The 21,776-nt window shown below is 44.0% G+C and carries 22 protein-coding genes; 20 read left to right on the top strand and 2 right to left on the bottom strand.

Annotation, left to right across the window (positions count from 1 at the left end; genetic code table 11):
- Positions 1-12: 12 nt before the first annotated feature.
- From NYR53_RS28155 to NYR53_RS28120, 8 genes are all read left to right on the top strand, one after another.
- Positions 13-252 carry a thioredoxin family protein gene (locus NYR53_RS28155; protein WP_261302383.1) on the top strand — a complete coding sequence of 80 codons (240 nt, stop codon included), beginning with the start codon at positions 13-15 and terminating at the stop codon, positions 250-252.
- A gap of 108 nt (positions 253-360) precedes the next feature.
- Positions 361-978: a MarR family winged helix-turn-helix transcriptional regulator gene (locus NYR53_RS28150; RefSeq protein ID WP_261306549.1), complete on the top strand. Its 618-nt coding sequence runs from the start codon at positions 361-363 to the stop codon at positions 976-978.
- A 5-nt stretch (positions 979-983) separates the two neighbouring features.
- The gene (locus tag NYR53_RS28145; RefSeq protein ID WP_261302382.1) at positions 984-1,664 is read left to right on the top strand and encodes an MOSC domain-containing protein; all 681 of its coding nucleotides are present in this window, start codon (positions 984-986) and stop codon (positions 1,662-1,664) included.
- A gap of 165 nt (positions 1,665-1,829) precedes the next feature.
- Entirely contained in the window at positions 1,830-2,204 is a 375-nt protein-coding gene (gene blaI / locus NYR53_RS28140; protein ID WP_261302381.1) for a penicillinase repressor BlaI, read from the top strand.
- Positions 2,205-2,271: 67 nt separating this feature from the next.
- On the top strand, positions 2,272-3,726 hold the full coding sequence (locus tag NYR53_RS28135; RefSeq protein WP_261302380.1) for a M56 family metallopeptidase: 1,455 nt from the start codon (positions 2,272-2,274) through the stop codon (positions 3,724-3,726).
- A gap of 230 nt (positions 3,727-3,956) precedes the next feature.
- Positions 3,957-5,585: a PAS domain-containing sensor histidine kinase gene (locus NYR53_RS28130; protein ID WP_261302379.1), complete on the top strand. Its 1,629-nt coding sequence runs from the start codon at positions 3,957-3,959 to the stop codon at positions 5,583-5,585.
- 153 nt (positions 5,586-5,738) lie between these two features.
- Entirely contained in the window at positions 5,739-6,197 is a 459-nt protein-coding gene (locus NYR53_RS28125) for a MarR family winged helix-turn-helix transcriptional regulator (protein WP_261302378.1), read from the top strand.
- Between the two features lie 170 nt (positions 6,198-6,367).
- Positions 6,368-6,706, top strand: coding sequence for a DoxX family protein (locus NYR53_RS28120; RefSeq protein ID WP_261302377.1), 339 nt, complete (start codon positions 6,368-6,370; stop codon positions 6,704-6,706).
- A gap of 56 nt (positions 6,707-6,762) precedes the next feature.
- On the opposite strand, the gene NYR53_RS28115 is transcribed toward NYR53_RS28120, so the two are convergent.
- On the bottom strand, positions 6,763-7,650 hold the full coding sequence (locus NYR53_RS28115; RefSeq protein WP_261302376.1) for a PhzF family phenazine biosynthesis protein: 888 nt from the start codon (positions 7,648-7,650) through the stop codon (positions 6,763-6,765).
- 150 nt (positions 7,651-7,800) lie between these two features.
- Between NYR53_RS28115 and nikR the strand changes: the two genes are divergently transcribed.
- From nikR to NYR53_RS28095, 4 genes are read left to right on the top strand one after another with little or no spacing between them, the layout of a single operon-like run.
- On the top strand, positions 7,801-8,256 hold the full coding sequence (gene nikR / locus NYR53_RS28110) for a nickel-responsive transcriptional regulator NikR (RefSeq protein ID WP_261302375.1): 456 nt from the start codon (positions 7,801-7,803) through the stop codon (positions 8,254-8,256).
- A gap of 51 nt (positions 8,257-8,307) precedes the next feature.
- Positions 8,308-8,712: a DUF2203 domain-containing protein gene (locus tag NYR53_RS28105; RefSeq protein WP_261302374.1), complete on the top strand. Its 405-nt coding sequence runs from the start codon at positions 8,308-8,310 to the stop codon at positions 8,710-8,712.
- An 11-nt stretch (positions 8,713-8,723) separates the two neighbouring features.
- The gene (locus NYR53_RS28100) at positions 8,724-10,376 is read left to right on the top strand and encodes a copper resistance CopC/CopD family protein (protein ID WP_261302373.1); all 1,653 of its coding nucleotides are present in this window, start codon (positions 8,724-8,726) and stop codon (positions 10,374-10,376) included.
- Between the two features lie 40 nt (positions 10,377-10,416).
- Entirely contained in the window at positions 10,417-10,602 is a 186-nt protein-coding gene (locus tag NYR53_RS28095; protein WP_261302372.1) for a hypothetical protein, read from the top strand.
- Positions 10,603-10,659: 57 nt separating this feature from the next.
- On the opposite strand, the gene NYR53_RS28090 is transcribed toward NYR53_RS28095, so the two are convergent.
- On the bottom strand, positions 10,660-11,403 hold the full coding sequence (locus tag NYR53_RS28090) for an SDR family oxidoreductase (protein ID WP_261302371.1): 744 nt from the start codon (positions 11,401-11,403) through the stop codon (positions 10,660-10,662).
- A 228-nt stretch (positions 11,404-11,631) separates the two neighbouring features.
- On the opposite strand from NYR53_RS28090, the gene NYR53_RS28085 reads away from it, so the two are divergent.
- From NYR53_RS28085 to NYR53_RS28050, 8 genes are all read left to right on the top strand, one after another.
- A complete protein-coding gene (locus NYR53_RS28085) occupies positions 11,632-12,765 on the top strand; it encodes a GntR family transcriptional regulator (RefSeq protein ID WP_261302370.1) in 1,134 nt (377 codons plus the stop codon).
- A gap of 188 nt (positions 12,766-12,953) precedes the next feature.
- Positions 12,954-14,288, top strand: a complete 1,335-nt coding sequence (locus NYR53_RS28080; protein WP_261302369.1) for a glycoside hydrolase family 125 protein — start codon at positions 12,954-12,956, stop codon at positions 14,286-14,288.
- A 75-nt stretch (positions 14,289-14,363) separates the two neighbouring features.
- Positions 14,364-15,692: an ABC transporter substrate-binding protein gene (locus tag NYR53_RS28075; protein WP_261302368.1), complete on the top strand. Its 1,329-nt coding sequence runs from the start codon at positions 14,364-14,366 to the stop codon at positions 15,690-15,692.
- 93 nt (positions 15,693-15,785) lie between these two features.
- Positions 15,786-16,631, top strand: a complete 846-nt coding sequence (locus NYR53_RS28070; protein WP_084160062.1) for a carbohydrate ABC transporter permease — start codon at positions 15,786-15,788, stop codon at positions 16,629-16,631.
- A gap of 45 nt (positions 16,632-16,676) precedes the next feature.
- Positions 16,677-17,513, top strand: a complete 837-nt coding sequence (locus tag NYR53_RS28065; protein WP_261306548.1) for a carbohydrate ABC transporter permease — start codon at positions 16,677-16,679, stop codon at positions 17,511-17,513.
- Between the two features lie 30 nt (positions 17,514-17,543).
- The gene (locus NYR53_RS28060) at positions 17,544-18,725 is read left to right on the top strand and encodes a glycoside hydrolase family 76 protein (protein WP_261302367.1); all 1,182 of its coding nucleotides are present in this window, start codon (positions 17,544-17,546) and stop codon (positions 18,723-18,725) included.
- 355 nt (positions 18,726-19,080) lie between these two features.
- Positions 19,081-20,112 (top strand): glycoside hydrolase family 76 protein, encoded by a 1,032-nt coding sequence (locus tag NYR53_RS28055; protein WP_261302366.1) that lies wholly within the window; start codon positions 19,081-19,083, stop codon positions 20,110-20,112.
- A gap of 94 nt (positions 20,113-20,206) precedes the next feature.
- Complete coding sequence (locus tag NYR53_RS28050) at positions 20,207-21,769, top strand: glycoside hydrolase family 76 protein (protein WP_261306547.1); 1,563 nt, start codon at positions 20,207-20,209, stop codon at positions 21,767-21,769.
- Positions 21,770-21,776: the final 7 nt, after the last annotated feature.

Genomic DNA, 21,776 nt, shown 5'->3' with positions numbered 1-21,776 from the left:
GAGATGATTCTTATGTCGACAGCCGTATTTTATCATGCAGGATGTCCGGTATGTGTGGATGCAGAGCAATCCGTGTTAGGGTATCTCGACAAATCGAAGGTTAACGTTAAGGTGGTTCATCTGGGCCAAGAGCCATCACGCATTGCTGAAGCTGAGAAGTTGGCTGTAAAATCTGTACCTGCTTTGATTTTAGATGGCGCGGTTTATCACATTAACTTCGGAGCTAGCCTTGAAGACATTAAAAAAGGATAGCGTAAAACAGGATGCCTTGCTATAGAGGCATCTTCATTTTTTTACCTTTATTTTCTTGCGCCTTCCAATGTACAATAGGAATATTCGACATCGGAAGGATTGGTTGATATGCTATTCGAACCGCAATATCGTCATGATAATAAAGCGGCCCGGGTCGCGATGACTCTCTTTCGACTAACGCAAGCGATCAAAAAAATGACGCAGAGCGAAAGTGATCAAGCAGGGCTATCCCCTGCGCAAATTCAAGGATTATTGTTCATTTACCATACGCGTTCGGATGTTGCGAGTGTAGGGAATTTTGCCGATATGATTGGATCCTCACACGTAACTGCTGTGAAAATCATCAATGGCTTGATGGAAAAAGAATTTGTTCAAAAGGACAAGCATCCAAGTGATAAACGTATCACGCTTCTACAGTTAACAGAGAAAGGCTTTGTTATGGCGCGTCGACTTCAAGATTGGGGAAGCTCGCTAGAGGAAGTTATGTCGCAAATGAGCGATGAAGTATTGGATCATCTTGAACTGGGACTGGGTTCAGTGGCGTCGACTTTGCAGAAAAATGGCCATCTAGTCGTGTCGGAACCCTGCCTGGGGTGCATGCACTTTCAACCCAATATTGGTGACGGTAATGAACCGCATTATTGTAATTTGATTAAAAAATATCTTGCTCACGAGGCAACTTTAAAAGAATGTCCTGAACACACACCTAAACTTCGGGGGGAATAATCACATTGGTTCAACAGCGTATACTTTCATTAAATATCGGAATGCCCCTCAGGATGGAATATCAAGGGAAAGAGCTGGAAACCGGTATTTTCAAAGAAGCGACTGAGGAGGAGTTATTTCTCTCTTTTACAAATTTGAAGGGCGATGGGCAAGCGGATTTGCGTTACCACGGCGGCAAAGATAAAGCGGTATGCGTATATCCCTTTGAGCATTATGCGTATTGGGAAGATCAACTTAATCGCCCCCTTTCTTTCGGAGCATTCGGCGAAAATTTTACTTCATTAGGATTGTTGGAGTCAGAGGTATGTATAGGGGATATTTTTGCAGTAGGAAGCTCCATTTTACAAGTGAGCCAGCCCCGCCAACCCTGCCATAAGCTGGCAAAAAAATTCAATGTGACAGACCTTGCTGCACAGGTTCAAGATACTGGATTTACTGGCTTCTATTTTAGGGTATTACAGGAAGGTTTTGTGAACAAAACCGATTCGGTTATATTGAAGGAACGGAATGAACACCAAGTTACCATCCATTTTGCGAATCAATTGATGCATCATGATAAGGGAAATCAGAATGGCATCCAAAAAATACTTGCCGTTCAAGGGCTTTCTGATAGCTGGTTTCAAACTTTGAGTAAACGATTAGAAGGGCAAGATCATGATACAACTCCACGTATGTTTGGTGATTAAAAGAGCGTTAAAACGGGATAATGCTAAAAAATAAAAAGCTGCTTCTGCCCTATATGGCAAGCAGCTTTTTATTTTGTTAATTTGCATTTGACTTCCAAGGATTACAGTTGTAATATAACTATTGTATTACATATGTAATCCTTGAAAAAGTCAGGAGGTAAGCTTGTGAAAAATGTTCCCCATATATCCGATGCGGAATGGGAAGTAATGAAAGTTCTCTGGGCTAAGACACCATGTACGGCAAATGAAGTGATTGAAGCTTTGGAAGTCCGAACGGATTGGAAACCGAAAACAGTTAGAACGCTTTTAAACAGATTAGCTCAAAAACAAGCGATTTCGTATTCACAGGAAAACAGAGTGTATGCCTATTTTCCATTAGTATCCGAAGATGAATGTGTGAAGTCAGAAACGCAATCGTTCCTAAAGAGAATTTACGGCGGTGCCTTTAAGCCGTTGCTTGTTAACTTTTTGAAGGAAGAGCAGCTATCAGCGGAAGAGATTAAGGAATTGAAAAATATCCTTGATGACAAAACGAGATGATGAAGGATTTACAGACTTGCATCATGCCAGTTGATATCTCTTTGACTCTGTTTAAGGAAAGGGCAGGGTGAATGTGAAACGATTAGTGGAACACCTTATTGATCTCTTTGATTGGGTTTGGTCAGTTTCGACTATGGCAAGTGTTTTGGTTGTACTGATCATAGTGATGCAGCACGTGCTAAGGCATCGCTTGAAACCAAGATGGCATTACTTGATGTGGCTGTTGGTTATTGCACGATTAATTTTGCCATGGGGCCCAGAGAGCGAATTCAGTATTTATAATTGGATCGGTTACTCTGATGCGGTTCATTCGGCTGTGCAAGTTAATCAGGAAGAAATACTTACAAGAGCTATTGTATCGGAAACTGCTGCCCACTCTGTTTACCGGAATTTAGTTATGATATGGATGGTTGGTGTGTGCGTTTTGGGGATATATACCATCATGATCAACAGGAAATTTGCCCGGAAAATGAAAAATGAGACGGTTGCGATAACCGATGGAAGAATACTGGAGCTATTCAATCAATGTAAAAAAATGATGTCGGTACATAAACCCATTGCTCTCGTTGAATCTTGCAATTTGGCAACACCAACCCTATTTGGTTTTGTAAAACCACAATTGATTATGCCCAAAACCATTTTATACAGCTTGAACGACGATCAATTACAGCATGTGTTCTTACATGAACTGGCTCACTGCAAGCGTAATGACATTGGGGTCAATTGGTTCATGCATACTTTACTGATTATACATTGGTTTAATCCAGTTCTTTGGTATGCTTATCGGCAAATGCGGGAAGATCAAGAAATCGCAAGTGATGCTCTTGCTCTCAGCTGCCTTTCTCCTGACAAAAGTCAGGAATATGGATATACGCTTATCAAATTGCTGGAAAATTTCTCGCAACCTGTTCAAGCGATTGGAAACGTGAATCTAACAGGAAGCAAAATACAATTACAAAGGAGAATTAAAATGATCAAACAATTTAAAACAAATTCGTATCGTTGGTCGTTTCTTGGGATAGCAACCATCGTCTTCCTAAGCGGGTGCGCATTAACGAATCCTAAGGATACTTCGACATCTACATCATTGCAAAGTTCGGCAGTTTCCGAAGAGAAGGTAAAATTTCAGGATTCTATAGATTCAAAAAAAACAGTTTCCCAAGAAACGCAGAAAGTGGACGTATCCGTAGTACCGCAGGCAACGCCTTCGGATGAGAAAACGAGAACGGCACCTTCTGTAGGGGGGCAACCAACAGTGTCGGATGACAAGTCCAAACCGGCACCGGCAAGCCAAGAGCCAAGAGTGTTGGATGACAAACCAAGGGCGGCGCCGGTAAGTCCGACACCTAGAGTGTTGGATGACAAACCGAGAGCCGCGCCGGTAAGTCCGGAAACAAGAGCATTGGATGACAAACCGAGAGCCGCGCCGGTAAGTCCACAAACAAGAGCATTGGATAGCAAACCGAGAGCGGCAGCTCCCGTAGGACCACTACCAACGGCGGCTGCGGCTGCGGCTGAATAAACGTTCGAAATACAAGAGATCGACCAAATCTAAATAATGGTTAAGTGGAGGAGTTGCTCATTGGCGGCTCCTTTTTTGTTTGCTAGGGGTCTTGTTTTATGTGGAATAAAAAACCGATAATTATTTCAAAAAAAAAATGTTATAATCAGAAGTGTCTATGTATAATAACGGCTAGTTAATTATCCAGTGCGTTCAGTTAGAGTGAAAAAGGAAGGTTAAGGAAGAACGATATGCATAATTGGTCAAAGGCACTAAATCTCAGAACTCCTTTTAAAATCTCTTTGGTCTATATGCTTGTAGGAAGTCTCTGGATTATCCTGTCTGATAGAGTTATGGATATTCTTAACTTATCAGGGGCAATAACTATTCATTCAACTAAGGGTCTATTTTATGTATTACTTACGGCATTCATTCTATATTGGTGGGTAAAACGTTTGAAGAAAGCCCTTACAGAAAGCGAGGAACGGTACCGACTACTTGTAGAATACTCACCAGAACCGTTAGTTGTTCACAGTAAAGGAAAAATAGTTTATATCAATCCAGCCGGTGCCGAAATATTTGGCGCAGCTAGCTCAGAGGAACTTATTGATTATCCTATAATGAATTTCGTGCATCCCGATTATTTCGATATTGCGAAAGAACGAATTAGGATGATCGAAGAGGAGAAGGTGCCATCTGCTCCCATCGAGCAGAAATTTCTTCGTGTTGATCGCCAAGTTATTGATGTTGAAGTCAGAGCGGTACCTTGTATCTACTTAGGTAAACCGGCAGTTCAGCTTATATGTAGGGATATCACTGAGCGTAAACGAGCCAGGCGTATGCTGGAAGAGAGAGAACAGAGTTATAAGTCCCTTGTTGAAAATAACCCCGATGCTATATTTGAATTAGATCTAAATGGACGAGTACTTCATATAAATCAAGCTACCGAAAGGATTACGGGTTATCAGCAGGAAGAGCTGCTGCTTCAGAGCTTTTGTCGTTTATTGGTAGGCGAAGATCACCTTAAAGCAAGAAAGCTGTTTGAAGCGTCTACAAAAGGTGAATCAAACAATATCGAAGTCGCCATTATTAATAAACGAGGCTATAGTGTCGAATTAAATTTAAAGACGGTTCCAATTATTATAAATGATAAGATCGATGGGGTTTATGGTATTGCAAAAGACATAACCGAACGTAAAAGGACGGATGAGCTTCTGATTAAATCAGAAAAGCTATCGGTCGTGGGGCAGCTAGCCGCCGGAGTTGCTCACGAGATTCGAAATCCATTAACCTCTCTTAGAGGATTTGTCCAATTATTACAAACCAGGATGGATAATTATAATGAGTATTTTCAAATTATGTTGACGGAGTTAGACCGAATTAATTATATCGTGAGCGAGTTTTTGGTTATTGCCAAGCCGCAGGTCGTGTGTTTTGAGATGAAGGATCTTCGCAAAATTCTGCATGATGTGATCTCGCTGCTTGACACACAAGCCATTCTTAGTGATGTGCAAATTCATACGACGTTTGATCCAGACATACCGTTAATCAATTGTGAAGAAAATCAATTAAAACAGGTCTTTATTAATATTCTTAAAAATGCGATTGAAGCGATGACCGAAGGCGGTATTATCGAAATTATGATGAGGTTAGATGACAATAAAATCGTTATTCGATTTATTGATCAGGGATGTGGAATTCCTGAAGAACGAATAGGGATGTTAGGAGAACCCTTTTATACAACAAAAGAAAAAGGGACTGGATTAGGATTAATGGTGAGCCAAAAAATCATTGAAGCACATCACGGAAGTCTTCAAATTATGAGTCAGATCGGTATAGGAACAACGGTTGAGCTTATTTTACCTTTAAATCCCAAATAGATAGGCTTGGGCTAATGAACTCCTGCATAGGGGTTTATTTTTTTCTATAAATACGAAGACTTGACAAACAATTTACCCTAAAGTTAGCATAGTACTATGACAACTCGATGCAGCGAAGATTAAGAAAGGATTTACACCAAAGGAGGAACGATCATGTACCAGGGAGACGAACAAAGCCAGCTTGATTTAAGATTATTCCGAATCTGGGCTAGAGCTACTAAAGCTATAACAGATAATACCAAACGTGATATCGAAAGTCATGGAATCAGTCCTGACCATTTTATGATTCTAGAGCTCCTCTATAACAAAGGACCTCATCCTATTCAAAGGATTAGTGAAATATTTAGTATTCCAAGTGGAAGTATTACCTATGTAGTAGATAAGCTTGAACAGAAAGATTATGTAAAACGACAATCCAGTCCTACCGATAGAAGAACCTCCAATGTCGCCCTTACGGAGAAGGGGGAAACCTTATTTAACGAGATTTTCCCGAAACATGTAGCCGTTATATCTGAGAATTTCTCCTTCATAAGCAATGAGGATAAACTTCAGATGATCGATCTATTTAAGAAACTGGGGTTTGGAGCACAGGAACTCAGTAAGGATAGATAAGTGAATACAATCAAGTTCAAGTTATCCAGTCGTTACTGGATAGCTTTTTTCATTTAGATGTCTTTTAAAAATGGTTGACAAATAAATATCCTAATGTTAGTGTATATTATAATAATATTAGGATATCTAATTATATAATATATATGATTAGAGGAAATGGGGAGAGTTAGATGAATACGGTAGCTATTATTATTCAAATCATTTTAGCAGTTGGATTTTTGATGTTTGGAGCCTCGAAGTTCGGTTCGAAACAAATGGTGGATGAATTCACGCGTTACGGGATGCCTCAGTGGTTTAGGGTCATAACTGGTTTACTCGAAATTGCCGGTGCTGCACTACTGGTTGCAGGAATTTGGAACAACAGTCTTGTTGCATACGGCGGATTGCTAGTGGCCGTTATTATGGTTGGAGCCGTCATAACGCATCTACGAATTAAGGATCCTGTATCTAAAATAGGCATGCCCATTATTTTAGTTATCCTTACGTTGGTTGTCTTGTTTATAAAATGAAAATAACAAGCAAAATGCCGGGTCCTGTTCAACAGGATCCGGCATTTTAATTTTGCTTATACCCACTCGCCTTTTGCTGTGTATATCGTTTTCCCGCCGATTTGAATAGAAATGTGGTCTTCCTTCTGAGATGCTCGATGATACAGAATGGAAGGACGCATGATTTCGAAGCCTTGCTCAACGCTGATATCGATGGATTCATTGCCAAAATAGCGATACTTCACCAAGTAACCGGCCAAATCGCCATTGGCGCTACCGGTAGCCGGATCTTCGGGTGCACCATAATAGTCACCGAACACCCTTGCATTTAAAGTGTTACCTGCCTGACAAGTCTCTGGACAAAAGACTAATATCATTTTCGCTGAAAGCGGCTCAATGAGTTGGAAATATAGATCACGATTTACCTTACAGCGCTGAACGTCTTTCAAGCTTTTTAGAGGGACAATAAGGGCTGGCAGCCCAGTAGAAACCTCTTGAATGGGATACCGCGGGTCAATGGACGATGCTGGAATTCCTAAAACAGCTGCGATCGTATCTAGATCGATAATCTCTCCAAATATCGGAGGCTTCTGCTGCATCCAAGCCATGCCGGGGTTTTTCTCATCAAAAGTGACCGGTATTTGACCGATTTTTAAGTTAAGCACAATTTGCTGGACAGGGTGTCCTACGATATCTTTTTGAATGATGTAGGCTGTTCCCAAAGTCGGATGACCTGCGAACTCTACCTCTTCTTTCGGGGTGAAGATACGCACATCATATCCGCCATTCACAGGCTCTTCAGACAGGATGAACGTTGTTTCGGAGAAGTTCATCTCGCGCGTAATGGCAAGCATTTCCTCTGTGGATAGGTGGGCAGCATGCCGGAAAACGGCGAGCTGATTGCCTTCATATTTATGCTCGGCAAATACATCAACGATCGAAAATGATAATGGCTGTTTAGACATAATCCCCACTCCTATGAAAGAATTTATAGATGAATACACCTTACCATATTGTGTTTAATTTGCGAATTCGCACTGGGTAAGGTTTGCGACAGAGCTGCTTTCTGCTAGAGTAAGGGTATAGGAAATGTTAAACGAAAAGGAGTGGGGCGGATGTCTGAGAAAGAAAATCTTGTGCGCTTCGGTATCTCCATGCCGCAATCTCTCATAGAACAATATGACCGGCTCATTGCCTTACAGGGTTATGATAATCGCTCTGAAGCCATACGTGATCTTGCGCGCAAAGCGCTGTTAACGTCTAGCAGCATGCAGCCGGACGAAACCGTAGCCGGAACGATCGTGATGGTATATGACCATCATATTCGTGATTTGCCGATTACCTTGATGGATCTTCAACATGATTATCACCAAGCGATAATTTCAACGATGCATATCCATTTAAACCATCAGCAATGCTTGGAGATATTAGTTGTTCGCGGTAAGGTTCAGAAACTCAGAGAGCTTCAACAGCGGATTCAAGTCCTCAAAGGTGTAGGATACGCGGAGCTGTCTGTTACGCATGTGGACGAGCATGGGCACTCGCATGAGCATCCTCATTCTCATTTGTAGAATTCGTAGTTGTCATTTTTTTTTGTTAAAATTAGGGCACGGAGGTGCGATATGTCGGTTAAAAAGTGGTTCAGTTTAGAAGAGGCAAATGAAATGCTGCCGTTTGTTGATCAGGAATTGAAGAAAATGCAAGCATTGAAGCACAATTTTGAGGAAAAATATGCAGAGCTCCGTATAAAGAAGAACGAGCATGCAGAGAAACCAGGCGCTGAGAAAGACCCTTTTTTTGTCTTGGAAGCAGAGCTGGAATTCCTTCAAATCGAAGCGCGCGGGCTTATTCATAATTTTCAGAATACGGGTATTGAACTCAAGGATATAGAAACTGGTCTTGTCGATTTTCCCGCGTTGATGGAAGGACAAGAAGTATTGCTTTGTTGGAAACAGGGAGAGGATAGAATTCGTTATTACCACGGCAAACAGGATGGATTTGCTGGACGTAAGCCGATTTCGGAATAGAGGAACTTACGATGCAAAGATCTTTACGTTATACGTTCAAACGTTTTGTGATCATGCCTTCATTGTTGATTTGCATGTTCGCCTTCATTTTCTTGAGCGCGGTTGCTGTTCCTCAGACAGCTTCTGCTCATGCGTCATTAGTGGAGGCCCAACCTGAAGCGGGCACCAAACTTGAAAGTTCACCGCCTCAAGTTGCCGTTACCTTTAATGAACAGTTAGATGCAGGACTTTTTTATATTAAAGTATTGGATCATAACGGTGACGAAATTACAAGGAATAAAGCTTATATGAACAAAGAGCAGACAGGATTACTTCTTGATCTGCCGAAATTAACAGAGGGCTTTTATTTGATCAGCTATCACGTCATTTCCGCTGACGGTCATCCTGTAGCAGGCAGTTATCCGATAACGATTGGCAATCCACCGCAAGAAGAAGCTCTCGATCTGCCTTCCGTATACGGTGGGCACAATCATGGAACGGGTCAGTTAACAACGAAAGATATCCTGCAATATGCGTCTCGCGGACTTTGGTATTTGATGATTTTGGCGTTGACTGGTTGGGTAATCTGGTTAAGGTTGTTGGGAGCTAGAGGAGCAGAGACACAGAAATCACTTTCGGCTTGGACGCTCAATCTCCAGCGTGCACAATTAGTGGCCTTATTGCTGCTCGTTTTCACACATATCGAAGCACTTCTTGGTGGCGGTGGAGTGGAAGAGATATGGAAATTATTTAGTGCAACTACAATCGGTATTTCCTGGGCACTTATGCTAGTCCTATCCTTCCTTGGATTTGTACTTGTAGGTAGGGCAAAGTGGCTAGATTTATTATGGCCTTTGTGTTTCCTAGGGGTGAAAAGCTTTAGCGGTCATGCGGCATCCTTCACTCCTATATGGGCAACAATCGGGCTGGATTTTATTCACCTGGTCGGCGCGGCATGTTGGGTTGGGGGCTTAGTGCTGCTCTATGCGAAATGGCGTCAAAAAAGTGATGATGTCAGTTCCTATATGCAGCAATTTTCGAAAATGGCTTTGATCTCCATTCTTGTGCTTACCCTGTCCGGATCTTTATCTGTCTTGTTATTCCTGCCAAACTTACGTTACTTGCTTTACACGTCGTGGGGAATATTGATGCTTGTGAAAATTGGTGCCGTAGCACTTGTGGTACTCATTGGATTCATTATTCGCCTCAATTTGCGCAAACAAAAGGCGAAACAATCGATTGTCTGGATAAAGGTTGATCTTACCTTTATGGTGATTATCGTGCTGCTGGTAGGGCTCATCACATACATGGCGCCAATTCCTGTCAATGAGCCGCTTGAGTGGCATCAGATGGGCGAGAAGGTCCACGTATCTGCTGACATTACGCCGAAAATCCAGGGCACCAATTCTTTCGTAGCAAAAGTATGGCTGCCAGAAAAAGCAGGGAAACCGAAGCAAGTGCTCATGCTGCTTCATTATTTAGACGATAAAGAAATGGCGCCAATTTCTGTGCCAGTAACCATGTATGAGGATAACACAAAAGAAGAATCTTACGGCTTTGTGAAATTCAGCTACAAGGCGCAGGGCGCTTACCTGCCGTTCCGCGGCAATTGGGAGTTAGAGATGCGTGTCATGGACGCGGATGATAATGAAACGGTGTACAACAAGCAATTTATGGTGTATTAAAATGGTTTGAATATATGAGTGCTGAAAGTGGGTGGCGATAATGGCATGGATTCAAGTGCTTGACAAAGAACATTTATCGGTCAAATTTGATGATCAGGATGAGACGGCATTGCTGGAGATCAATGATGGCGGCATCTCGCCTAATTATGTAACCATTCGTTTAAATGAAAATGAGATTGATGATCTAATCGAGGCTTTACAGCGTATTAAACAAGCCATTCAATAGGGAGGGCTTGTGTAGGAGGAGGGGCACATTGTGCCCCTTTTTTGTATTAACTCCCTCTTAGATAAACCCGCCATTGACACGGATGGTTTGTCCCGTAATCCATTGGGATTCTTCGCTTGCCAAAAATAAGACAACACTCGCAATATCGTCAGGCTCACCGATTCGACCAAAAGCGTTCAATTTACGCAAACCGTCAATTTGCTCCTCTGTTTTTCCCACAGTGAAGAGTTCCGTGTTAACCGGACCTGGGGCGACAGCATTAATCGTAATGCCTTTTGGACCAAATTCCTTTGCAAGTTGGCGAGTGAATTGTTCTACAGCTCCTTTGGTAGCGGCATAAACGCTGTAGGTCGGGAACATACTACCGATGACAGATGTTGAGAAGTTTATGATTCGGCCATTATGACTTAAGTATTTGGCGGCTTGTTGGCAAGCAAAAAAGGTGCCTTTGACATTGACATTAAACTGCTTGTCGAAATCTTCTTCGGTGATACTAGCTATAGGCTTAGTGATCATTAGTCCTGCGTTATTGACCAAAATATCGACCTTGCCATAGGCTTCAATCGTTTTCTGGAACATGAGCTCAATGTCCGCTACGAGGCTAATATCAGCTTGAATGGCTGTTGCTATTCCACCATTTTGTTCAATCCCATGAACGACCTCCGCAGCTTTCGCTGGATTGCTGGCATAGTTTACAACAACTTTGACTCCGTTTCGAGCCAACTCCTCTGCGATCTCACGTCCTATTCCTCTAGACGCTCCGGTGACTATCGCTACTTTACCTTCTAGTTTCTTCTCCATAGTCGTTCCTCCTCAAAATGGTTCATACAGATCCGTTGATTCAAACTTGGTTGATATGGATTTGATTATAACAGTTGTGAAACAAAAATCAAGTGACAATAATATTATTTTGTCATTATAATAACAAGGTAGTATCTTTCCTTCTGACACTATCCAAAAATCGTATATCATGATATATTAATGTTATTGTATGATATAACATTTGGTTGGGTTCAGGAGGTAGTAGCATTGTCAACGGATTCGAGACCCATATACGAGCGAATATTCGAATCGCTGCGTGAAGAAATAATACAAGGTAAATATAACGTTGGAGACCGCGTTCCTTCCGAGAAGGAACTGGCGGATGAATATAACGTGAGCCGTATTACGAGTAAAAAGGCGCTGGAGATGCTGGCCGAAGAACGTCTCATCGTGCGTAAGCCAGGGAGAGGCTCCTTTGTCATGGAAGGAGGGGGGATTCTTCCATCTGAGGGTCCATCTTCGAGTGCGAGAACCAAGCATACACTGATTGGCTTAGTCATAACGGATTTCGGCAATACCTTCGGTACGGAGATGATTTATGGCATGGAGCAGGCATCCGCCGAGCACGATAGCTTCCTGGTACTGCGCAGATCGTTTGGTGTGCCTGAGAATGAAGTAAAAGCTATTCGATCGTTTCTAGAGTTAGGCGTGGATGGCATTATTGTGTTTCCTGCACAAGGGGAGTTCTATAATGATGAGCTTCTTAAATTGGTCATACAGCAATTTCCCTTAGTTCTCGTTGACCGTCATCTCAAAGGGGTAGCCGCGGCTTCCATTAGTACGGATAACATAAGCGCTGCTCGCACGGGTGCTGACTATTTACTTGATTTGGGGCATAAGCAGATTTGCTTACTTACGCCGCCGCCTATGGATACAACGGCCATTGAGGACCGTATTGAAGGCTTCGTACGGGCTCATGCGGAACGCGGGGTCATGGTTGACCGGTCACTCTGGTTAGATGAAATCACCTCAACGCTGCCCAATTCTTTTCATTCACCTAATATCGATAAAGATATCCATATGATTACGGAGCACCTGCGAAGCAATCCGCAAATTACCGCTTTGTTCGCTATGGAATATAATATTGCTCTATTAGCCAAGGCTGCCGTGGAACAAATGGGACTTCAGATACCTAAGGATATTTCCATTATTTGTTTTGATAGCCCTCCTACGACGCTTGGCAGCGGCTATCGATTTACCCATCTGATCCAAGCCGAAGATGAAATCGGCAAGCTCGCTGTTGAGAATGTGCTAAAGCTGAAGCGAGGCGAGAAGGTAGCCAATAAAACAAGCCTGGCAGCCAAACTAATCATTGGGGAGTCAACGGGACCCTCCAAATGATCGGTGGACTCATCAACATGGATTCGACACTTGAGACTGCTAATCTAGTAGTCTCTTTTCAATTGGTATATAAAACGAATTAAATGGTATGTAAATAGTATGATAAATATATATTGACATACCGTATATATACCAATATAATCGTAAATGTAAGCGGTTTATTAATCGCAAGGAGAGGAACGAACCCGATGACGAATGAGACTAAGTTACCTGCATCGATGCGTAAACTCATTGAGTTAGTAAGTAATGAATTACAGAAAGAACGACGGCCGAAGCTAGCTGCCATGTTCCGCGATTGCTTCTCCAACACGTATCAAACAACGATTCAAAGACTAGAGGACGGATCAACTTTCGTAATCACCGGTGATATACCAGCCATGTGGCTTCGTGATTCCTCGGCTCAGGTTCGAGCTTATCTGCTTCTGGCGAATGAGGATTCCAGCTTGGCGGATATGATTGAAGGTGTGGTTAAGCGGCAAATGCAATATATTCAACTTGATCCTTATGCCAATGCTTTTAATATGGAGCCAAGCAGCGCAGGTCATCAGCAGGATTTGACCCAAATGAGCCCATGGATCTGGGAGCGTAAATACGAAATCGATTCGTTATGCTATCCTATTCAGCTCAGTTATTTACTTTGGAAAGCAACAGGGAGAACTTCACATTTCAATGAAGCCTATCGATCTGCTGTTCATACGATCCTTCATCTTTGGCGTGTTGAACAAGATCATGAGACGAAGTCTCCTTATCGCTTCCAACGATTGCATTGTCCTCCGACAGACACATTAACGAGAGATGGAAAGGGCAGTCCAGTCGGCTATACAGGAATGACTTGGTCAGGTTTTCGGCCTAGCGACGATGCTTGTTCGTACGGATATTTGATTCCAGCAAACATGTTTGCTGTTGTAGTACTAGGTTATATCGCTGAAATCGCAGAGCAGGTGTGGCAGGATGCCAGTCTTAGCTATGAATCAATGAAGCTGGCCGCTGAGATTAAACAGGGAATAGAAGCTTTCGGAACGGTCGAGCATCCCAAGCTCGGTACGATGTTTGCCTATGAGACGGACGGACTTGGCAACTTCAATCTAATGGATGATGCCAACGTGCCCAGCTTGCTCTCGATTCCTTACTTGGGATATGTCGCCGAATCCGATCCCGTTTATCAGCATACACGCAGCTTTATACTTAGTGAAGAAAACCCTTACTACTATATGGGGAAAGCGGCTCAAGGGATCGGCAGTCCGCATACGCCGGATCGCTACATCTGGCATATTTCCCTTGCGGTACAAGGGCTTACGGCTTCAAGCCGGGAGGAAAAGCTGCGTATCCTTGATATATTAGCCGACACCGATGCAGGAACGGGACTGATGCATGAGGGTTTCCATGTAGACGATCCGTCACAATATACTCGGCCATGGTTCTCTTGGGCGAACTCCATGTTCAGCGAGTTGGTGTTAGACGTATGCGGCTTATCGATTGAAAAGCTAATTAAAGATCGCGTGAACGCATCGCACTCATCCTAGGTTATACAGGGGGTGGAACCCCTTTTAACATAGCAACTGCATTTATAATGTTTACTTAAAAAGGGAGGAAGAAACATGAAAAAATGGATGACCGTTTTAACTGCTCTCTTGCTCACGTTTAGTTTAGCCGCATGCAGCACGAAAACTGGCGGGGATCAACCGGCTGAAAGCAAGAAGCCTGAGGCCACGACAGCACCGGCAGCATCGACAGCCGCCACCAAAGGAGCACCGGTAGAAATTACGTTTTGGGGCGACTGGGGCGGAGAAGGTGAAAAGCAGTTTGTGATGATGGCTGATGCATTCAATAAATCGCAAGATAAGATTAAAGTTAAATATGTTTTGCAGGAAGATATGATCACGAAGTTTCTGACAGCGGCTACTTCAGGCGGCTCGCCAGATATTATGTTCTGGGACAGATGGCGTACTTCGCTGTATGCATCCAAGAATGTGCTTCACCCGATCGACGATTATTTGAAAAAAGACAACATTAACCGTGGCGATTATTACGATGAAGCTTTGAAGGAGCTTTCCTCTGGCGGTAAGCTGTATGGTCTTCCTTTGACAGTTGATGCACGCGCACTGTTTTATAATAAGAAATTGTTCGCTGAGAAAGGTCTTCAGCCGCCGAAAACCTGGGATGAGCTGGAGAATGCGGCTAAGCAGTTAACGGTATGGGAAGGCGATAAGCTGATTCGCTCCGGTATGTCGATGCAGGATAATGGCCTGTTCAATATGTGGCTGCAGCAAGCAGGCGGTTCTATGATGACCAGCGATCTGAAGAAAACGAATTTCAATAACGATCAAGGTAAGCAAGTATTGGATTTCTGGGATAAGCTGATCAATAAGGATAAAGTGTATAAGGTTGGGTTTGAAAAAGGTCTTGGCGAAGGCACGGATGCTTTTGTGACAGGAAAAGTAGCTATGACTTATACAGGTCCGTGGATGCTCTCAACTTATAAGAAATACGGCAAGGATCTTGATTTCGGTGTTGTGCCTCCTCCAGCTGGACCTGGTGGCGCCAAAGGAAGCGTAATGGGCGGCTTCGGTCTCGTGATTCCAGCGGGCTCCAAGCATAAAGACGAGGCATGGGAATTCGAGAAATGGTGGTTAGCAAATAAAGACAACGCGCTGCTATGGGCCAAAACAAGCTTAAACCTGCCGGGCTTCAAACCGGCGCTGCAGGATCCGTTCTTCAAGGACGATCCGAACTGGAAGCCATTCATGGATACCCTAGAATTCGCGAAGATTCGTCCGCAGCATCCAGGATACTCGGTTATGGAAGGCGACGGTCTCATGCCGAATATTGAGTTATTTATTCAAGGCAAGCAGGATGCGGCCGCGACGCTTAAGAAGGGGCAAGAGCAGGGCGATAAGCTGCTCGATCAGAACGCAGCAGGGAAGTAACTAGAAATGTGTGGGGAGGGTCATCCCTCCCTTTTTGTGGAAGGGGGAATTCGCTTGGCATCGATAACCAAGCTGGGTCGACATCAAGCTAGGATGGGTTATCTCTTTATTACGCCAACGATTTTGCTATTTATCATTTTTACGATTATTCCAGTCATCATGGCGTTCTATCTAAGCTTCACGAATTATGACATTGTAAGTAAAAACGATTTCGTTGGATTAGATAACTATAAGCGTCTAGCAGAAGATAACATCTTTTGGACGACTTTGAAAAACGTTTTGTTTTACTCTGTCCTCTATATTCCGCTGAATATTGCCATCTCTTTATCGATGGCTTTGCTGTTTATGCGCAGCCGCTTCGGCGTAAAGCTGTTTCGTACAGCCGGATATTTGCCGACGTTAACTTCTGGTGTTGCTGCTGCCACGGTGTGGATATGGCTGTTAAACCCCGAATTCGGACTTGTGAACGATATTCTGAGCAAGTTTGGAATTACAGGGCCTTCCTGGTTGGCTGAAATGCCTTACGCCATGTTGTCCATTGTGTTAGTGACTTTGTGGCAATCCGTTGGTTCGAACATGATCATTTATTTAGCAGGACTTAACGGGGTACCCGATCATCTGTATGAATCCGCAAAGCTGGACGGTGCTAATGCTTGGCAGTCTTTTCGCTATATTACTTGGCCAGTACTGAGGCCGACCACCTTTTTCGTAAGTACAATGGCTATTATTGGCGCGCTGCAGTTGTTTGACCAGGCGTTCGTATTGACCAAGGGCGGACCAGCCAACTCAACGAAAACAACGGTGTATCACATTTATCAGCAGGGCTTCAACCAGCTCCAGATGGGCTATGCCGATGCGATGGCGTTCGCGCTGTCTATTATTATTTTAGTATTTTCGCTCATTAATATGAGACTAAACAAAGAGGAATCCGTGATCTAGGAGGGATGGAACGTGAAACAACAAACTTATTGGCAAACGACAATCATGTATATCCTTTCCATCGCCGTCTGTATCGTCATGGTCGTCCCGTTTGTGTGGAGTCTTATCACTTCCATTCGTCCGGATGAAGAGATTTTCATGCTGCCGATTCAATGGATTCCTTCCAGCATAACGATGGAGCATTATCGCAAGGCGTTTGAGCTCGTTCCATTCGGTCTGTATTTCTGGAATTCATTTTACCTTGCGTTCATGGGCGTGCTCTTCAATTTGCTTTTTGGCTCTTTAAGCGGCTATGCCTTCGCTAAGCTTCATTTCCGCGGAAGAGATGTGATGTTCAAAATTTTGCTCGCTGCCATGATGATACCTGGTGTTGTGACGATGATCCCGCAATTTTTCGTGCTGAAGCACATTCCTTTCATGGGAGGAAATGATTGGCTGGGCGGTGGCGGCAACGGCTTGCTCAATTCATTTTGGGCGATTATTCTGCCGGGTGCGTCGGGTTCCTTTGCAGTATTTTTTATGCGGCAATTTTTCGTATCTTTACCTAGTGACTTGCAGGAAGTGGCTCGCATTGAAGGCAGCGGGGAGCTTCGTATCTTCTGGAACATTTATATTCCGCTCGCGAAGCCGGCGCTGGCTACACTCGGCATATTTACCTTTCAAGCAGGCTGGAACAGCTTTCTTGGCCCGCTCATTATGCTTAATGACCCTGCCAAGAAAACGATTCAGCTAGGCCTAGCTGCTTTTACTTATAACAAACAGGTCGATTTCGGCCCGTTGATGGCAGGTGCTTTAATTGCGGTAGTGCCGATACTGATCTTGTTCTTGCTGCTGCAGAAGTATTTTGTGCAAGGAATCGCTTTTACAGGAACGAAAGGATAGTACGCAAGTCAGACAGATAGGTGAAGCGAATTGACAATTCGATTAAAAATGATCATAGCCCTGATGATTGTTGGGATAGGCATCATCGTGGCTGCTAGCTGGGGAGTGGAGACAATGGACAAAAACAATAAAATGACGGATGTGCAAGTGAGCACAAAGAGAGAAACCTGGGAGCAGCGTGCGGATCTGGCGCAAGCCGGGCTGCTTAAGCAATATTGGAACGGAAAGATGAACTTATTCGATAATTTGTCGCCTTGCAACGATCTATGCAATGAGAAATTCCATTATTGGTGGCAAGCGCATGGTGTAGATACGCTGGTGGACGCTTATGCAAGAACCGGCGATGCGGAGTATAAGGGCTACCTCGCGAACATGTATCAGGGTATATTGGATCGCAATGGCGGCGTATGGCCGAATGATTTTTACGATGATATGGAATGGTTGGCTTTAGCTTGGCTCCGCGCTTATAACGCTACAAGCGAAGAGAAATACAAGGAAGCCGCGCTTGAGCTTTGGGAAGATATTAAGACGGGCTGGAACGAAGAGCAAGGAGGAGGCATTGCATGGCGCAAGCCGCAGCTTGATTATAAGAATACGCCGGCGAATGCTCCAGCCGTTATTCTAGCTGCTAGATTGTATAAGCAGTTCGGCAAGTCCGATGATCTAGCTTGGGCGAAAAAGATTTATGATTGGCAGAAGGTAAGTCTCGTTGATCCAGATACGGGCTTTGTTTGGGATGGGAAAAACCGCGAGGGAGACGGCAAGATTGATAAGAGCTGGGAATTCTCCTATTGCCAAGGTGTGTATATCGGAGCAGGGGTTGCGTTGTATCAGGCGACTGGGGACAAGAGCTATCTGGCGGATGCGGCTCGGACTGCGCAAGCATCAAAGCTCAAACTGACAAGTCCGGCAACAGGCATGCTGCCAAGTGAAAGCAATGGAGACGGCGGCTTGTTCAAAGGGATTTATGTCCGTTATTTGGCGGAGCTCGTTCTTGCGGACCCTGGTCAGAAGGAGTCGCTTGAGCTTCTTATAACGAATGCGGACAGTCTCTGGAAGTACGGGAGAGATGAGCAGCGTGTCGTGTTCAGTAAATCATGGGCGGCAACACCTGAGCCTGCTGAGGATTTGAGCGTGAATCTGAGCGGCGTTATGCTGCTGGAGCGCATGGCCGTGCTGGAGAAGCAAGGTTTGCTGAAACAGAATTATTGAAGAGCAGGGGCAGCCGAGAATCTGCCCTTTTATTTAAAGAATTTATAAGGTTTTTGGGTTGGAGGCAAAGCCAAGTAGAAATGAGGAATCAAGAATGGCAAGTTGTATAGCGTACAACAATTTATCCTTTTTTTACGTGATTGAACGTCTTTTGGTCGAAAATGCTGTATTTTTTGCAACATTTGAGCGAAAAAAGTGGATTAGCATGCGTAATGTTGTTCAAAGTACAACAACACGGATGAGCAAGCGGATGTTTAATTTAGGCTTAACTTGCCTTGCTTCAACTGTTAAAAACACTTTTATTCAAGAACCGCTAAAGTTGTTTATTTTTTAACACAGAGGAGGCGAGGGATAAATGAATGCAGCAGCGGTGGCAGAACAACTGCAAACGACTTTGCACAAGCTGTATTGGAATCCGGATACACAGATTATGAATCAATGGGATGACAGTTTAACTGTCAAACGGCCTGACGAAAATTACTATTATTGGTGGCAAGCGCATGCTGCGGATGTCATCCTTGACGGCTATGCGCGAACTGGTAATGTCGCATATTTAAATCGTTTAGAGCAGCTGTACCACGGTATTCTGCGCTCCAATGGAGGAACGTTTCGCCATCAATATTATGATGACATGCAGTGGATGGCGCTGGCTTGGCTAAGGGCTTACGACATGACAGGTACTCAGATGTACCGGGAAAGCGTTGCCGACTTGTGGGAAGACATCCGAGGCGGATGGAATGAGCATATGGGTGGCGGGATTGCTTGGCGAAAAAATCAGCCGGATTACAAAAACACGCCAGCTAATGCTCCAGCCGTTATTTTAGCAGTGCGATTGTTTCAACGATTTGGCGATGAAGCGGATTTGGCTTGGGCGCAAAAAATCTATGATTGGAACAGAAGGACGTTAACCGATCCTGTGGATGGATTCGTATTCGATGGTATCAATCGACTCGCCGACGAGAAGATAGATAGGGACTGGCAGTTTACTTATTGTCAGGGCGTCTTCATCGGGGCTGGCATCGAATTATACATCTGCACAGGGGATTCAGTTTATCTGGAAGATGCCTGCCGCACGGCAGCTGCGGTGAAGAACCGCTTATGCGATAGTGCTACAGGGATGCTGCCCGATGAAGGAATCAACGATACAGGTTTATTCAAAGGGATACTGATCAGGTATTTGCTGAATTTGACGGAGATTTACCCCGAATTTGAGCTGCCGGCTAAGCTTATTGAGCATAATGCAATCACGCTTATGGAGAAAGGCATAGACAACATCGGACGTGTCGGCACAGATTGGACAATGCCTCCTGAAGGCTCCATTCAGTTAAGTGTGATGCTAAGCGGCATTATGTTACTGGAGGCGTATGCATCACTTCAAATGAAGTAGCGACTAATTGGCGCTGAAAGGAGGTGAATTCGACAGAAATGAAAGCGCATTCATATTAAGACTTTATACTGAAAAGGAGTTGTTTTATGTGATCATGCAAAGAAGATCAACTGTCAAATGGTTAGGTATGAGTTTAGTAATGGCGCTCTTCCTTTCCGTTTGGGGAGGTGCAAATCGTGCTTCTGCTTTCACAGCTTCGAATGCGGATGCAGCAATGAATTCATTAGTTAACGTGTTCTATGATGCTAACGCCAAATACTTCTACACGAATAGCGACCATCTCATACATGCCGCTCATGCTTTTGGACCCGACGGAGGACTGTACACCGATTTCTGGTGGGAGGCTCAGATGTGGGAAACGGTCATGGATGCTTATCAGCGGACGGGAAACAGCACTTACCGCACAATGATCGATGATATTTATACCGGATTCAATGCAAAATATACAAACATGATTGATAACCAATTCAATGATGACCTTGGCTGGTGGGCGCTTGCTTGTCTGCGTGCCTACGAAATTACCGGTACGCAAGAATATTTGAACCGAGGATCCTTTCTTTTCGATCAAGTCTATGCTTACTGGGATACGACTTATTACGGAGGAGGCATCTGGTGGAGAAAGGATGCAACGAACCCGGCGACCAGCAGCAATGCTCAGAAAAATATGGCTACCAATGCGCCCATGGTGATGACGGCTATTAAATTAAAAAATGCCTATAATAACAACGCTTACCTAACGAAAGCCCAGCAAATGTACACTTGGATCAAAACGAAACTGGTTAGTGGCAGCAAAGTTAATGATCATATGGAAGGCACTGGAGCGGGTATCGTCAAGGATTGGGATTTCACCTACAACTACGGAACTTTCCTTGGGGCGGCGACCGCTTTATATGGAGCTACTGGTACGAGCAGCTATTTAACGGATGCGAATAATGCAGCTGGATATGTGATAGACAAAATGACTTCGGCTACTACCTTGATGTACGAAGGGGAGAATGACGCTCCTGGATTTAAAATGATCTTTGCCCGCAATCTGAATCAGCTTCGCGTACAAGCCAGCCAATCGCAATATCTAACCTTTTTACAGCAAAATGCTACGCAAGCATGGAACCATAGAAGAACTTCGGACGGCATCATCGGAAGTGATTGGACGGCCCCTACCGGTTCTGCCTATGTCCAAAGCTTAACTGCAGCTGCGGGCGCATCTATTCTTCAGTTCGTTCCTTCGGATAATTATACGGGCAATATTGCGGGGAACGGTCTTTATGAAGCGGAAAATGCCCGGCGCACCTTAGTCGGCGGTGTTGGCATGATCAACGAAAGCACACAGACTGGTTTTAATGGCCGAGGCTATGTCGCAGGCTGGAATACCAACGGAACATCGCTTGATTTCTATGTGAATCAGAATAATGCGGGAACGAAGACGATTACATTCCGTTATGCAGCAGGCGTCGGCAATGCGAGCCGATACGTTAAAGTAAATGGTGTAGACGTCGCTGCCAATTTGAGCTTTTCTGGAACTTCCGGCTGGAGCAGCTGGAACACCGTTTCTATGACCATATCCCTTCAGGCAGGATCGAATACGATACAGCTTGGCTATGACACCTCGAAAGGAAACAATAACTGGCTGAATGTGGACCAATTATATGGCTTGTAAAAACCAA

It is taken from the genome of Paenibacillus andongensis, assembly GCF_025369935.1.
In the GTDB taxonomy this organism is placed as follows: domain Bacteria; phylum Bacillota; class Bacilli; order Paenibacillales; family NBRC-103111; genus Paenibacillus_E; species Paenibacillus_E andongensis.
Note: the sequence above shows the minus strand (reverse complement) of the source record. Positions and strands in the feature narration are given on the sequence as shown.